Genomic DNA, 14910 nt, shown 5'->3' with positions numbered 1-14910 from the left:
GTGCCCAGATGGTGAAATTGGTAGACACGCTAGACTTAGGATCTAGTGCCTTTGGCGTGGAGGTTCAAGTCCTCTTCTGGGCACCATCTTTTTGGTAGATCGCTTTCGCGGTCTTTTTTTTTGCCTTTTTTCAACTTTAATTAAAATTTATTTTTATCTTGCTCTCAACTTCGTAAGATGGATTGGTCGTATTACTCTTTTCTACGATCCTAGGTTCCACTCTGCACGAAAACATGCCTTTGGGCATCTTTTCCCGCAGGCGGTTGCTTCAAATCAATCATTTGCTATAATTAAATATATTTTGTCGTAGCGATTGGATTAAAGTGAAAATTATTAAAGTCATATTACTAGCATTCTTTTACATCAACTTTGTCAGTGCAGAGCCAATAGATTTTCAAGAAGTACTTAAAAATAAGAAAGTCGATTTTATCAAGTTTCCTTATCGAATAAACTTTAGTGGTGAGAGACTCTCTGAGATTTATAAAAGGTTTATTCTTGATGATGCTGTTGTAAGTGCAAAGCACCCAATGGTTCAGCGCACGATGAAAGCTAATGAAGTGGATTTTTCGAAGCTTAAAAAAGATAGTGTTCTGCAATTATATATTTCAGTTGAGTTATTGGATTATAATAAATTCTCTGTTTATCAACGCCAGTTAAATAAAGCAGGGAGGATTGATCAAAACAGCATGAAAAGGATTAAAGAGCAATTAGGCGAGAGAACGTTTCGCTCTTCTGTGTTCTATATGGCCTCATATGGTAAGTTTGCTCAAGATAATCCTGCTTACGCTGATGTGAGCTTTCTACAGAACTCACCTGTATCTTTAGGGCTTAGTACATCTTATTATCCAAAGGATAGACCTTTTAATATTTCAGGTAGTATTTATTATTCATATCTAACAACGGCCGAAATAGATGATTATACTAATGATAAGATAAATGTAGATCCTGAGATTGGAGGAAATCTTTATTTTTCATATCGTTTAAATTCACCTGCTATTTCATTATATGCTGGTCTTGATTACGAAGAATTTAATACATTCAATCTTGAAAACCTGAAAAAGAATGACCTTGTAAGCTTTGATACTAATCAAGTCCTATATGCTACGTTAGGAGCTTCTCGCTCTGTAAATTTATTTGGTCAAAAGCTCTTTGCAAAATTGAGTTATTCCCAGTCTATAGCATCTGAGAGGAGCTCTAGTTTAGTAAATGCTGAAAATACTCAAAGCTTTACAGGTAGTAAGATTCTTTTTTACCTGTTTAAAAACGTCGGGAATAACTTTTTCGCCCATAGTTTGATTAAGTATCATTGGATGAGTGGGCCCTCTAATATTACAACTTTAAGGGTTGGTCTCGGTTTTGGTTATATTTTATAAAATTTAAACTTTTTTTTACTGATACCGACAATATGTATTGAGGTGTATGTGAAAAAAATCAATCTTATTTCAATTTTGTTTATTAATCTTATTTTTCAATCTTGTTCAATTGATGTTTACAAATTTGTTTCTGAAGAGGATTCGTCTATTGAGGATGATACCCTTGTCCTTACTCAGGATGATCTAGTTTTTAATCTAGGTACTGTTAGTGAAAAAACTAAACTTCTTCGCTCTGATACAATCTATGAAGATATTCCTAAAAGTAATCTTATTGAAAAAGAAATTTCAATGAAGGGATCAAGAACTCCTGCTTCGTCTGATCTGAGTTATGACCTATATGAAGTTCAAGAGTTTGATACCGCCATGAAAGTTGCATTTTATCTTTATAAAGATATTCGTAAATGGAAAGAAATTAGGGATTTAAATGGATCAGTAGATATGTATGTTGGGCAAACAATTAAGGTTCCTCGAATTCCTGAAAATTTAAATTATGTAAGACCAGAAGGTGAGCCATACCTTATAAAAAAGGATGATACCCTTGGGAAAATTTCTCAAGGAGTTTACGAAGGTAATAGTCGATTCTGGATTAATATTTGGGATAATAATAAAGAGATCATTGATGATTACGATTTAATTTTTCCAGGCTTCACTTTATATTACAAAGATTATGCAACGGTTAAGAAAGAATATCGTGCAGTAAGAGCGAAGTATGATTTTTCAAATCCAAAAAGAAGAGAGATCAGTTCTGAAAAAATTATTAAGCAATAGAAGTTCTATCATAATGATCGTTGGAGCTTTCATTGCTCTTACGATCTTTATATTTCAAAATAAAGAAATAGAATCAAAGCAATCTGTTATCGTTACAACAGTTCAAAGTATATCACCTCCACCCTCTGAGTCAGTTGTAGCAAAGAAAGTAAAAGTTGAAGAAGTTGAGCCAGTAATAATTCCGAAGATATTGGAAGTTCAAAAAATTGAAATTACTACTGGAGAGCGAAAGCAACAAAAAGATTTAATTATTGAAACTTTCACTTGGAGCACAACGAAGAAAGCAAGTGCCTCCGTGAAATATGTAATCGAAATTCTTAATAGAGAGAACCAAAGGGTGTTAAAAGAAGAGACTGTGAACTCACAATTTGTCTTTAAACAAAACACTGTCGGAATCTATAAAATTAAGGTTTCTCAAATCGAAAATGGGCAATTGATATCATTTGGTGAAAGAAGTTTTTCTCTTACTGCGCCAGAAAATAGTAATCCAAAAAGTATGAGTAGTTATGTGATGAAATTTGTTTCAAAAAGAAATTGTTACAAAGTGGATCTTCCTAGTTACTCAACTGCAAAGAAGTACTTTATAGAAATTTATCGTGATATTGATAAGAAGAAAATGGTACGTGAGATTTGGGCCGATCGATCAGAGTTTTGTTGGCATAGTTCGCGTGATGGCCGTTATTATTTTCGCTACAAATATCTTGATTACTGGGGCGGTAGCTCTAGGTATTCAAAAATGTCTGAAATTATTTTCCCAATTTCACCTATGACAGACTTCTAAGACAGTTAACTGCGGTTAAGTTTTTCTTAATCTTTCTCAATTTGTATGAAGTAGGTTTGTCGAGGCACCTCGTTATTGATAGGTTTGCCCATATCGAAATATTTGAATTCTATGAGAGGGGGAATTTATGCCTAAAATGTTAAAAGGAAGTCTTTGTCTATTTGCACTTCTAGCGAGTCTTAGTATTTTTGCCAATGATCAAACTGACGCTGATTCATCAACAGAGCCAATGCCAGTTCCGTTAAGTACTGCTTGTATGGTTCAGGGAAATTTTGGTGAAAATCTACCAATTAGAATAAAAATGAGTAGAGTATTTCAAGAGTGGACTGAAAAGCGCATTATTGAGAATACGACAAAAGAAGAGTGCTACGATATAGCAGATGATATTGCACATCTTGCTATTGGGATCGAGGACGTGAAAACTGGTGAGATTATAAAAACAGTCTCAGCTAGGCTTTGGTTTAAGAACTTTGAAACAAATGAATTCATAGAGGACGAAGTCTTTCGCGATCTATAATATAAAATCAGTAGCTTAGGGCTCCTTCTCTTGGGAATGGGCCTTAAGATCTAAATATTTCATGTGTATATTTCATACACCGCTTGTAATGCTTTCAATCGTAATCAAAATACAGTTTGTTGATGTTAACTTGAATTAATTCAAAATTAAATTTAAGGAAAATATCATGAAAACACTATTGGTTATTCTATCGGCCCTACTTCTATCTGCTAGTACTTTTGCAGGTAATGTTGATAGTGAGCTAGAGGAAAGGCTAAATACAATTAAAAATGAGATCTATCATCAAGAGCAGGAGAGCTCGGCACTAGATATTGTTATTCTTAAAAAGCAAAAGAGCCTTAATAATCTGCTTTTAAAGAGACAAATTTTAGTAGAAGAGACGGCATTACAGCATGTTATAAGTAAACTTGAAGATCGTCTTGATTACAAAGATAGCTCCTCACAAGAGGAGAAAGAAGTCTTAGAAACATTGAATATTCTTTTGGAACTAAGTACTGATGAGAGGCAAGAGGTAATCGATCGTTTTTATGAAGACCATAAAGATAATAGAGAGTAATTAGAATTTTTGATCTTTTATAGAAAGTCCTCTTAGTCTTTGCCCAAATTTTCAAATGATGGTAAATAAAAGGCATGAAGACTCTTATTCTTATATTTTTTGCGGTTTCAGCATATGCCATCAATATTAAAAAATTTGATATTGATCATCGTGTAAAATCGAAAGAATTCGATGTCGCTATGATTTCGGGAAAGAAAGATGGAATTCGTTTCTATCAAGGAACCATTAGTGATGTTCTAGCTCTACCTGTAAATACTGTCTTAGACACAGTCTTGGCCTTTGATAAACGTTGTAATAATGAACTTAGTGATAAACGCACTCTCTCAAATAAATTTAAAAAATGTCCATTTTCTAGTGACTCATTAATTGAGTCTGTCATTGTAAATGATCTCAAAATAAAAAAACTCGATAAAAATGAAATCAAGCGCTTTGTCGTTAAGCGTAGATCCTATAATCGTGGCCTTTATACATATAATGATTTGATACGTGTTTATCGCTATATGGATGGCTTTAAAATTACGATGGAGATGATGGATGACAAGCTTTCAAAGAGTTATATCTCGTCTCCCCTTAGTAATAACAGTGTGATGCAAACATCTGGTGGGGTTTATTACATAATGCCGGCCGCTGGAGGCAGGACACGTTATACGTACACATTTACGTGTAGCACTGACCATTGGTTACTTAATAAATCCATCACGGTTTCAACATTTTTTAGTAACATGGCCAAAAATTTGAGAGATGAGTTCAATACAATTAAAAATTGAACAATTGTATTATTTCCATGGCCCTTGAAACACAGCGTCTAGCGTGTTAGAGTCCCGGAAATTAAGAAAATACGCCTATTTATAAATGACGGTCACTAGTCATTATTTCAGCTCAAGATCGAGCAAACATCCGTGGCCTGCATTCTAGGCTTGCGTTTAAGGAGTCAAAATTGAATTTTAACGAAATTCCACTTAAGGAATCGCTGCTTCGTGCACTCGAAGATAGAGGGTTCGAATCGGCAACAGATATCCAGTCTCAAGCTATTCCATTATTAATTGAAAAAGACACTGACTTTGTTGGTCAGGCCCAAACTGGGACAGGTAAGACTGCTGCTTTCTCTCTTCCACTTCTTCATCGTATTGATGGAAGTGAAAAGAATATTCAAGCAATTATTCTTTCACCTACAAGAGAGCTTGCTAACCAAATCAACGATGAAATTAAAAAGTTTTCAACATTTGAAACTGTAAAGACGATGTCGGTTTACGGTGGTACTGCAATTGATAACCAAATCAGAAACCTAAAGAAAATTAAGCCGCAAATTGTTGTTGGTACGCCAGGACGTGTTCTTGATCTAATTAATCGTGGTGTTCTAAAGCTTGAAAAAGTTAAGTATGCAGTACTTGATGAAGCTGATGAGATGCTAGACATGGGATTCCTTGATGATGTTAAGGAAATTCTTGCTCAAGCTGAAAATAAGAAAACGTGGATGTTCTCAGCAACAATGCCACCTGCAATTCTTGATTTAATTAAGAATTATCTTGATGAACCAGAAATTGTTAGAGTTCAAAAGAAAACTCTTTCGAATGATAATATTACGCAAAAGTTCTACCTTGTACGTGATCAAAATATGAGAGAAGCAGTTTGTCGTCTTCTTGATGCTGTTGAGGATTACTACGGGATCATCTTTACAAAGACAAAGCTTGAAGCAAGCTCTCTTTGTGATGAACTAAACCTTAGAGGTTACCTTGCGGATTCTCTTCACGGAGATATGGATCAGAAACATCGTGATGTAACGATGAGAAAGTTTAAAGATAAGAAAGTAAAGCTTCTTGTATGTACAGACGTTGCAGCTCGTGGGATTGATGTTGATCACCTAACTCACGTATTCAACTATGGACTTCCGCAAGATCTAGAGTCTTATGTACACCGTATTGGTCGTACAGGACGCGCGGGTCAAAAAGGACTAGCTCTTTCTGTCGTTTCACCAAGTGAAATTAGAAAGATTTCTGCACTAGAAAGACTAACAAAAGCTAAAATTGAAAGAGAAAGAATTCCTTCAGTTGATACTCTTAAAGGAGCTATGGTTCGCCGTAAGCTAAACCACTTTGAGGAGATTTTTGAAGAACTTGAGGGAGATGATTCTTTAGACGATAGCTTTAGCATCTTTGCTGAGAACTTTGATCATCTTGAAAAAGAGCAAGTTCTTAGAGCAATGTATATGTCACTATTTGCTGACAATCTGAAGCGTTTTGAAATGAATCCAATCATCGATATGGAGCCTAAGCAAAGAGGTGAAAGAGGTGAGCGTGGTGCACGTGGTGAAGTTAGAGCAGATAACCGTGGTAATATTCGTTGTTTCGTAAACTACGGACGTGATGACGGTGCTCAAATTGCTTCTTTCTTAGATGCAATTGCAGGTGAGCTTAAAATTGATCAAAGAAAGATCCGTAACGTTCAGCTTAAAGATAAGTTCTCTTTCATTGATATTCCAATTGAAAGTGGAAAGCTTCTAATCAACGGTGAAGAACAAGTATTCATCGGTAACAAGAAACTAAGATTTGAAGCAACTAAAGAACGTTCTCGTGATGGTGGACGCAGTGGTGATCGCGGTGGTCGTTTTAGCCGTGGCGGTGACCGTGGCGGACGCGGTGGAGATCGTGGTGGACGCTCTGAAAGAGGTGGCCGTGGTGGTTTTGGAAACCGTCGTAGCAGCACTGGGCGCTCAAACGGAAATAGAGGAAACTCTCGTAGCCAAATCTAATTAAATGAAAAAATATGATGTCATAATCATTGGTGCTGGTGCCGCAGGTTTATTCTGCGGCATTCATGCTTCCAAAAGAGGAAGAAGTGTTTTAATTCTTGAAGGTGCAAAAGGCCCTGGAAAGAAGATTCTTGTCTCTGGAGGCGGGCGCTGTAACTTTACGAATCTTGACGTCACTCCAAATTTCTATGTTTCTAATAATCCTCATTTCTGTAAGTCAGCATTAAGCCAATATACAAATTGGGATTTTATCTCTTTTATATCTGAATACAATTTAACTTATACAGAAAAGACGTTAGGTCAGCTATTTTGTGATCAAAAGTCACGTGGAATTTTAGAAGCACTACTGAAGTCTATACCTAAAAATTGTGAGCTAAGAGTTAATAGTCGTGTTGTTGATGTTGAGCATGAAGAAGAATATAAAGTCACTTTATCTGATGGCACTGAATTTTTAAGTGAAACTCTTGTTCTTGCAACAGGAGGTCTTTCATTTCCTGGACTTGGAGCAACTGATATCGGCTATCGTGTGGCGAAAAAATTTGGTCATAAATTAATCGAGACGACACCTGCACTAGTGCCTTTTACTTTAGACAAAGTGAATGCAAATTTAGCAGGTATTGCTATTGAATCAGAGGTGAAGGTAGGAAGTAAGAAGTTTCTTGAAAATATCTTATGGACTCATAAGGGTCTAAGTGGTCCATCGATTTTAAAAGCATCACTTTATTGGAATATTAAGGACGAGGTTAAGATTAATTTCTTACCTAAAAGTGATCTTTACGAAATTCTTAAAGAACATAAGAAGAAAAATCTAGTTAATGCTTTAAAGGGACATTTACCAAGTCGTTTTATTGAGCTTTGGTTGGCCCAGCACGATCTTCCCTTAAATAGAAATTGTGCAGAACTCTCTGGAGCACAAAAAGAAAAGCTAATAGAAGTAATGCATCACTGGACTTTTGTCCCTAATGGAACCGAAGGCTATCGTAAGGCCGAGGTTACAAGAGGTGGTGTGGATACAAATCAGGTAAGCTCCAAAACAATGGAGAGTCGATTGCAAAAGAATCTTTACTTTGTTGGTGAAGTTCTTGATGTTACAGGACTTCTTGGAGGATATAACTTCCAATGGGCCTGGTCCTCTGGCTATGTAGCCGCAAAATATGTATAATTTCTCTATGAGAAATAAGAAGAAAGAAAAAGCTGTTGTATTTACTGGTGGTGGAAGTGGTGGACATGTTGTTCCTGCTCTAACTTTAATTGATAAGTTAAAAGAAGATTCTGTTAGGATTTACTATATTGGTTCATATACTGGAATTGAGTCAAAGTTAACGAAAGGTAAGGTTGATCGCTATATTGGTGTTTCAACAGGAAAGCTTAGAAGATATCTCGATTGGCAAAATATTACAGATATTTTTCGTCTAATGATCGGACTAATTCAATGCTTTTATTATCTTGCTCATATTCGTTTACGTGCAAATACTATTGTATCGATGGGGGGATTTGTGAGTGTCCCAACTGTTGTTGCAGGTAAACTTCTTGGTTATAAAATTATTGTTCATGAGCAAACGTCACGAGTAGGGCTTGCTAATAAAATTGCATCATTATTTGCTCATCGTGTGTTCGTTAGTTTCAAAGATTCTTTAAAATATTTTCCTCAAAAGATCGTTCGATATTCTGGATACCCTGTAAGAGATGAGTTTAAAACAACTCAACTAAAGACTCGTACTTTCAAAGGTATTGAGCTTAAGGATTCAGATGCGCCAATATTTTTCATTACTGGTGGTGGAAATGGTTCGAAATTATTGAATGATAAAATTAAAGAAAACTTAGGGCCGTTAACGAAACAATTTGTCGTTATACATCAAGTTGGAAGTCAGTATATTGAGGAGTATAAATCTCTTGAAAGTAGTCGCTATTTTCCAGTCGCTTTCTTAGGTGATGAAATGCCTGATCTAATGAAGGCAGCAAAGTACATTATTTCACGCTCTGGCGCAGGAACAGTTGCTGAGTTGATTGCAATTGGTAAACCTAGTCTTTATATTCCATTAAAAATTGCACAAAAGAACGAGCAATATCACAATGCGATGGAAGCAAACCGCCTCTTAGGTTCTATCGTAATTACTGAAGATGAGTTTGGTCGTTGTGACTTATTAGAAGAAATAAAAAATATCCCATCACATGCTATCCCTCAGGATAGGGAGCATGCGAGTGAGATTATATTAAAAGAAATATTACAGTCTTAGAAGTACACCACGAGACTTAATTGTCTTGATGTAGTTTGAGAAAGGCTTAATCTTTCTTCTTAGGTTTGATAGGTGAGTATCAATATTTTGTGAGTTAACATCACTATCGGCCCAAACAACTTGAGAGATATGATCTCTTGAGAATATTTTGTTAGGGTTTGAAGCTAATAGAGTGATGATTTTATACTCAGTTGTCGTAAGTTTAATTTCTTTCCCTTCTAGAACAACATTTTGCTGATCGAGATTGATTGAGAAATTATGATCTTCAAAGTTGATTTCATTCTTCTTTTTACGACGATGCTTATTCTTCTTTGCTTCTACTTTATTTTTAATACGGGCCACTAGTTCATTAATAGTTACTGGCTTAACAATAAAGTCTTGTGCTCCAATTTCAAGTCCCTTAACACAGGCTTCTTCTGATGGGTCACCAGTTAAGAAAATTACAGGAGTACGCGGAGCAAGTTCTCTGGCCTTACTAAATAGTTCGAAACCATTTACTTCCGGCATGTGAAGATCCAGTACCATAATGTCTGTCTTGTTTGTGTTCAAGAAACTTAGAAGCTCGAGAGGATTTTGAATAAGTTCTAAATCAAACTCATCTTCTAGAAGATCTTGGTAGTTTTCTAAGTTATCGCTGTCATCGTCAACGATTGTTACGTGTGGCTTCTGGGCCTTTAAAATTTTTGACATGATTCAACTTCTCGTTCTTTAGTTTTGAACTATAACGTATTGATTTTAAAGGTTGGTTCATATGCTCGTCAATAAGATAAATATATGCTCGACGCGTCTTTTTGGAATTATTTAGATAATTTCTTTAATTATAGGTACTTAAGAGTTCGTAATTGTGGAAAAAAAAAGCCCCTAGTTCTTGTCCAGGGGCCTATATTGGGTATTTTAAGCTTTTTAATTGGCAATTAGTCCTTGCTCTTCTTTTCTTTTCTAACAACTGAACGTTTATTAGCAGCAAGCTCTTTCTTTCTAATACGGATATTTTGAGGAGTTACTTCTACCCATTCATCGTTATCAATCCAGTCAAGTGCCCACTCTAGAGTTCTTGGTCTTACTGGTGGAAGAATGATGTTTTCATCTTTACCTGCAGTACGAACTGAAGTTAGTTGTTTCCCACGACAAATGTTAACGTTGGCATCGTTTTCTTTTTTACTTTCACCGATAACCATCCCTTCGTAAACCATATCACCTGGCTCAACAAAGAACTCACCGTTGTTAAGTAGGTTGAAGACAGCGTATCCAGTAACTTTACCAGCTCTATCTGAAATGATGGCACCATTTTGACGAGCAAGCATTTCACCTGCAAATGGACGGTAACCTAGGAATTCTGTTGAAAGGATCCCTTCTCCACGAGTATCTGTCATGAAAGCACCACGGTAACCGATTAGACCACGTGATGGAATTTCGAATTCAATTCTTGTACGACCTTCACCGATTGGCATCATTGAAGACATGATTCCTTTTCTGATTGAAAGTTTTTCAGTTACAACACCAGTAAAATCATCTGGTACATCAAGAACTGCTAATTCATATGGCTCGTGCTTTTGCCCATCGATATCTTGGAAAAGTACTTCTGGTCTTGAAACCATTAGCTCAAAACCTTTACGTCTTAGTTCTTCGAAAACGATAGCGATTTGAAGCTCTCCACGACCTTTTAGTTTGTATACTTTTGCATCGTCAGTTCCTTCATATTGAAGAGCAACGTTTAGACGACAAGCATCTTGTAAGAATTCTTCAAGCTTTCTTGAAGTTAGGTATTCACCTTCTTGACCACTCATTGGAGAAGTTGAAACAGAAACGTTAACCGCAACAGTTGGTGGCTCTACTTCAATTCTTTCTAGTGGGTTTTGAGCAGTAGTTGGAGTGATTGTATCTCCAATATGAACTTCTTCAATACCTGCACAAATAACGATCTCACCAGCGTGAGCTTCGTTAACTTCAACTGTTTGAAGTCCTGAGTAAGTTTGAATATTTGAAACTTTGAAGTTCTTAGATTTTCCATCACCGATACAAGTAAATTGTTGGTTCTTAACAATTGTACCTTGGTGAATACGTCCAACAAATTGTTGTCCTAGAAATTTTGAGTATGTAAGATTTGAAACGAGTAATTGTAGAGGAGAATCGATGTCTTGTTTTGGTTCTGGGAAGTAGTCTGAAACCATGAAATCCAGTACCGGAATCATATCCTCCCTTACTACACCTGGCTCCATTGCTGCCCAACCATTCTTTGCAGAAGCGTAGATAAAAGGGATATCAATATCAAAGTCTTCAACTTCAAGTTCAGTTGCGATTTCTAGAAGTAGGTCTTCACATTCACCTTTTACTTCTTCAATTCTTTGGTCTGGACGGTCAACCTTATTGATAATAACGGCAACTTTTAGTCCTCTTGAAAGAGCTTTTCTAAGTACAAAACGAGTTTGTGGAAGTGGCCCTTCTGAAGCGTCGACTAGAAGTAGTACACCATCTACCATCATTAGTGATCTTTCTACTTCTCCACCAAAGTCCGCGTGGCCTGGAGTATCAAGTAGGTTAATTTTTGTGTCTTTGTAAAAGAAAGAACAGTTTTTAGCTGTAATTGTAATCCCGCGTTCTTTTTCGATTTCGCCAGAGTCCATTACTCTCTCTTCAACTTCAGCGCGTTCGTCAAAAGTGTTTGATTGCTTAAGGATTTCATCAACCATGGTTGTTTTACCGTGGTCAACGTGCGCAACTACTGCGATGTTTTTTAATTTCTCAAATTGACTCATTGTGTGCCCTTTCTTGTCTGTCTAATCTGCTTTCTATTAATGAATTTATTTGCTACACAATATATATGATTCAGCTTGTAAATGTAACTAAATCTTTTGGTGGCCGAACGCTTTTTGAAGAAGTGACGTTCTCACTCAATATGGGTGAAAGAATAGGCCTAGTGGGACGAAACGGTACTGGTAAATCGACTTTATTTAAGGTCATTATGGGGATCGAGTCCTATGATAGTGGCGAAGTAAAGATTCCAAAGTCTTATAAAATCGGTACCTTAGATCAACATATTCACTTCTCGCATGAGACTGTCTTGGCCGAGTGTATGTCAGCACTAGGGCCTGAGTTTGAATATGAAACTTACCGAGCAGAAAAACTCTTAACTGGACTAGGCTTTTCTGATGAAGATTTTGTGAAAAGTCCCCAGAGTTTTTCAGGTGGTTATCAGATACGAATTAATCTCGTCAAAACTCTTCTTACTGAGCCGAACTGCCTCTTATTAGATGAGCCAACAAATTACCTTGATATCGTCTCACTTCAGTGGCTTCGTTCATTTCTAAGAACCTTCCAAGGTGAAGTAATTATCATTACTCACGATCGTTCATTTATGGATTCGGTAACGACTCATACGATGGGTGTTCATCGTGGAAAGCTTAGAAAAATAAAAGGGCCAACAAAGAAGTACTACGAGCAGCTTGAGCAAGATGAGATTATTTATGAACAAACTCGTGTGAATCAAGAGAAGAAAATAAAGCATATGATGGATTACGTGGATAAGTACCGTGTAAGTGCCAGAGGTGCATCTCAAGCTCAGTCGCGTTTAAAGGCAATTGAAAAGATGCAAGATATGAAGCAACTAGAAAAGATAGCTGATCTTGATTTTTCTTTTAATCACGTTTCATGCCCAGGTAAGCAAATCATGAAGGTTAATGATTTGAGCTTTGGTTATGATGAAGAGAATTTATTTTCTGGTGTGAGTTTTGAAGTAGACCGTGAAGATCGAATTGGGATTATTGGAAAAAATGGTAAAGGTAAGTCGACTCTTCTCAATGTTCTCTCTCATGAGCTTAAACAGAGAACAGGAGAGATTTGGGAACACCCAAGTCTTGCCCTAGGACACTTTGGTCAAACAAATGTGAAACGTCTTCATGCAGAGAATACAATTGCTCAAGAAATCCAAGAAGTTAATACGGAACTACCTATTACGAGAGTAAAGGCAATTGCCGGAACTATGCTTTTTACTGGTGAAGATTCAGACAAGAGAATTTCTGTTTTATCTGGTGGAGAAAAAGCTAGGGTTATGCTTGGAAAAATTCTGGCAAAGAAAACGAACTTACTTTTTCTAGATGAACCAACAAACCACTTAGATATGGAGAGTATTGAGTCTCTAGGTGAAGCGATCAATGACTATGAGGGTGCATGCTTGATTGTAACTCACAATGAGGATCTTCTGCGCTCTTGTGTTAACAAACTTGTAATCTTTAGAAAAGATGGTGCCGAGTTCTTTGAGGGTACTTATGACGAATTTCTTGAAAAAATTGGTTGGGAAGAAGATGTAAAGCCAATAAAAGAAAAGCCTGCTCCGATAAAAGTAGAACCAGTAAAAAAAGAAGAGCATAAGGTATCAGGAAATAAATATAAAGAAGAAGAGATCATGGCCCAGATTGAAACATTAGAAAAGTATCAGTCTGTTTTAGAAGAGAAAATTCAGAATGCTTCAGCGGCGGGTGACACCGATGCAATAACTAGCGCAGGCCATGAGCTTGAACTAGTTAATGCAAAAATCGATGAGTTACTAGAGTTACTATAATTATTGTTCTTGTGCTGATGATGAGTTAGACGAATCAGGAGCACTTGTACGAATGGCCTTGTCGGCTTTCGCATTGGCACATTGAGTGGCATCATTTTCATCACAAGGACAGTATGCAAGAAGTTTAGATTTAATATCGAACTTCTTTTGCTTTTCAGAGTGGGCTTCGCAGATTAACTTCTTAAGACACACTCCCTTATTTGAGCAATTAGCATTCTTTCCTTCAAATAATTTTTCATTCGAATCAAAGTTACAATTGTAATAGATTAAATCATCAGGAAGAAGCTCCTCTTCTTGTTCGACTTCTACCTGTACAGGAACAAATTTTTCTTCATCGCCACCATCTGCTTCTCGAGGAATTGCTTTCTCTCTTCCGTCGTCATCACGTGGAATTACTGGAATAGCTTCTGGTGTAGGCTCTGGTTCTTTTTCCTCTACTTTAGGACTTTCTGGTTGCTCAGGCTTTTCAAAAATTGTTGCAAGCCTCTCTTTTAGAGCATTACAGCTAAATGCCTTTTTAGGTGTACTCTTTGCTTCACAAAAACAATTTACATTATCAATGATTTTTTCAAATGTTTCTTTATTGTTATTATAGCGCTCTTTCAAAGACTCTTTGAAATTAGGAACTTTTGCAGAAGCTTCTAGACATTGAGAAGTCGCATAAGCATATGAAGGTGAGACTTTAATACAAATTCCGGCTTCGCTATTTCTTTTTGAGTTTTTTGTAGCTACAAATGGTAGTGGGTCGAGACTAGAGTCATAGCCACCAAAAATTTTCGGATTACAGCGAAATAGGTTTTTTCCACCACAACTATAACTATTAGTATAAACTTCTGAATCAACACTTTGAACTTTATCTAAACCAGAAACTTTCCAAGGAGCCTGACAATAGCTACCTTTTCTCGTTGATGCCCAACCACCAAAGTAGCACATATTGTTACACTCTTGCCCTTCAGCGCAAGCTGTTGGGATTAGCATATCGATGACAAAGTTAAATGAATATTTTCCACCATTTGTACTTTCAACCTTGTAGAGTCCATTTCGTGAAACTTCAGCAAGTGTCTTCAAATAAGCTTCGATAATATCCGATGTGTATTCACTTTGCGGTAACATTTTTAAAGCTTGTTGATAAATATAGTTATCTGATACAGCAATGTCGGTCGTTGAAATAGGGTAGGTTACCTGAATCCCTACTTTAGGATTGTTTAAAAATGGTTTCACCATTATATATTTTTTCGACTTAGTTTGGATTAAATAGTGTTCTTTCGTAATATTTATTAACTTACCTGTATTGTATACTGTTGGTACTGTAAAAGCATACGTGTTAAAAAATGAAGTAATAGTGAATAGAACAGAAATTAAATATTTCAT

Annotated in this window: 13 protein-coding genes and 1 tRNA gene; 11 read left to right on the top strand and 3 right to left on the bottom strand. The window is 36.4% G+C overall.

Annotated features, from left to right (window positions below):
• Window positions 1–2: 2 nt before the first annotated feature.
• The 10 genes from ACMAYS_RS07285 to ACMAYS_RS07240 all read left to right on the top strand — a co-directional run bounded on the left by ACMAYS_RS07285 (window position 3) and on the right by ACMAYS_RS07240 (window position 8981).
• Window positions 3–86, top strand: a tRNA-Leu gene (locus ACMAYS_RS07285).
• A 237-nt stretch (window positions 87–323) separates the two neighbouring features.
• Window positions 324–1373, top strand: a complete 1050-nt coding sequence (locus ACMAYS_RS07280) for a hypothetical protein (RefSeq protein WP_412463015.1) — start codon at window positions 324–326, stop codon at window positions 1371–1373.
• A 48-nt stretch (window positions 1374–1421) separates the two neighbouring features.
• Entirely contained in the window at window positions 1422–2141 is a 720-nt protein-coding gene (locus ACMAYS_RS07275) for a LysM peptidoglycan-binding domain-containing protein (RefSeq protein ID WP_103218875.1), read from the top strand.
• Entirely contained in the window at window positions 2083–2922 is an 840-nt protein-coding gene (locus tag ACMAYS_RS07270) for a hypothetical protein (protein WP_412463014.1), read from the top strand. Before ACMAYS_RS07275 ends, ACMAYS_RS07270 begins: the two co-directional genes overlap by 59 nt.
• Before the next feature lie 127 nt (window positions 2923–3049).
• On the top strand, window positions 3050–3439 hold the full coding sequence (locus ACMAYS_RS07265) for a hypothetical protein (RefSeq protein WP_103218877.1): 390 nt from the start codon (window positions 3050–3052) through the stop codon (window positions 3437–3439).
• Window positions 3440–3605: 166 nt separating this feature from the next.
• Window positions 3606–3995, top strand: a complete 390-nt coding sequence (locus ACMAYS_RS07260) for a hypothetical protein (protein WP_103218878.1) — start codon at window positions 3606–3608, stop codon at window positions 3993–3995.
• Window positions 3996–4069: 74 nt separating this feature from the next.
• Entirely contained in the window at window positions 4070–4762 is a 693-nt protein-coding gene (locus tag ACMAYS_RS07255) for a hypothetical protein (RefSeq protein WP_103218879.1), read from the top strand.
• A gap of 170 nt (window positions 4763–4932) precedes the next feature.
• The gene (locus ACMAYS_RS07250; RefSeq protein ID WP_392990730.1) at window positions 4933–6744 is read left to right on the top strand and encodes a DEAD/DEAH box helicase; all 1812 of its coding nucleotides are present in this window, start codon (window positions 4933–4935) and stop codon (window positions 6742–6744) included.
• Between the two features lie 4 nt (window positions 6745–6748).
• A complete protein-coding gene (locus tag ACMAYS_RS07245; protein WP_412463013.1) occupies window positions 6749–7906 on the top strand; it encodes an NAD(P)/FAD-dependent oxidoreductase in 1158 nt (385 codons plus the stop codon).
• Between the two features lie 7 nt (window positions 7907–7913).
• Window positions 7914–8981: a UDP-N-acetylglucosamine--N-acetylmuramyl-(pentapeptide) pyrophosphoryl-undecaprenol N-acetylglucosamine transferase gene (locus ACMAYS_RS07240; RefSeq protein WP_158246928.1), complete on the top strand. Its 1068-nt coding sequence runs from the start codon at window positions 7914–7916 to the stop codon at window positions 8979–8981.
• Here the strand turns inward: ACMAYS_RS07240 and ACMAYS_RS07235 are convergent.
• Both ACMAYS_RS07235 and typA read right to left on the bottom strand, forming a co-directional pair.
• Window positions 8970–9671, bottom strand: coding sequence for a response regulator transcription factor (locus ACMAYS_RS07235; RefSeq protein ID WP_103218883.1), 702 nt, complete (start codon window positions 9669–9671; stop codon window positions 8970–8972). The two genes, ACMAYS_RS07240 and ACMAYS_RS07235, sit on opposite strands and share 12 nt — an antisense overlap.
• A 224-nt stretch (window positions 9672–9895) precedes the next feature.
• Window positions 9896–11737: a translational GTPase TypA gene (typA, locus tag ACMAYS_RS07230; RefSeq protein WP_103218884.1), complete on the bottom strand. Its 1842-nt coding sequence runs from the start codon at window positions 11735–11737 to the stop codon at window positions 9896–9898.
• A 65-nt stretch (window positions 11738–11802) separates the two neighbouring features.
• Between typA and ACMAYS_RS07225 the strand changes: the two genes are divergently transcribed.
• The gene (locus ACMAYS_RS07225) at window positions 11803–13539 is read left to right on the top strand and encodes an ABC-F family ATP-binding cassette domain-containing protein (RefSeq protein WP_412463012.1); all 1737 of its coding nucleotides are present in this window, start codon (window positions 11803–11805) and stop codon (window positions 13537–13539) included.
• On the opposite strand, the gene ACMAYS_RS07220 is transcribed toward ACMAYS_RS07225, so the two are convergent.
• The gene (locus ACMAYS_RS07220) at window positions 13540–14910 is read right to left on the bottom strand and encodes a hypothetical protein (RefSeq protein ID WP_412463011.1); all 1371 of its coding nucleotides are present in this window, start codon (window positions 14908–14910) and stop codon (window positions 13540–13542) included.

It is taken from the genome of Halobacteriovorax sp. RT-2-6 (genome assembly GCF_047085025.1).
Taxonomy (GTDB): domain Bacteria; phylum Bdellovibrionota; class Bacteriovoracia; order Bacteriovoracales; family Bacteriovoracaceae; genus Halobacteriovorax_A.
This window is presented reverse-complemented; position numbering and strand designations above follow the sequence as displayed.

What these genes read in the sequence shown, in the direction of transcription:
- ACMAYS_RS07235 (WP_103218883.1), bottom strand. Translation starts at nt 9,671, where the DNA reads ATGTCAAAAATTTTAAAGGCCCAGAAGCCACACGTAACAATCGTTGAC.
- ACMAYS_RS07255 (WP_103218879.1), top strand. Translation starts at nt 4,070, where the DNA reads ATGAAGACTCTTATTCTTATATTTTTTGCGGTTTCAGCATATGCCATC.
- ACMAYS_RS07265 (WP_103218877.1), top strand. Translation starts at nt 3,050, where the DNA reads ATGCCTAAAATGTTAAAAGGAAGTCTTTGTCTATTTGCACTTCTAGCG.
- ACMAYS_RS07225 (WP_412463012.1), top strand. Translation starts at nt 11,803, where the DNA reads ATGATTCAGCTTGTAAATGTAACTAAATCTTTTGGTGGCCGAACGCTT.
- ACMAYS_RS07220 (WP_412463011.1), bottom strand. Translation starts at nt 14,910, where the DNA reads ATGAAATATTTAATTTCTGTTCTATTCACTATTACTTCATTTTTTAAC.
- ACMAYS_RS07240 (WP_158246928.1), top strand. Translation starts at nt 7,914, where the DNA reads ATGAGAAATAAGAAGAAAGAAAAAGCTGTTGTATTTACTGGTGGTGGA.
- ACMAYS_RS07260 (WP_103218878.1), top strand. Translation starts at nt 3,606, where the DNA reads ATGAAAACACTATTGGTTATTCTATCGGCCCTACTTCTATCTGCTAGT.
- typA (WP_103218884.1), bottom strand. Translation starts at nt 11,737, where the DNA reads ATGAGTCAATTTGAGAAATTAAAAAACATCGCAGTAGTTGCGCACGTT.
- ACMAYS_RS07270 (WP_412463014.1), top strand. Translation starts at nt 2,083, where the DNA reads ATGATTTTTCAAATCCAAAAAGAAGAGAGATCAGTTCTGAAAAAATTA.
- ACMAYS_RS07245 (WP_412463013.1), top strand. Translation starts at nt 6,749, where the DNA reads ATGAAAAAATATGATGTCATAATCATTGGTGCTGGTGCCGCAGGTTTA.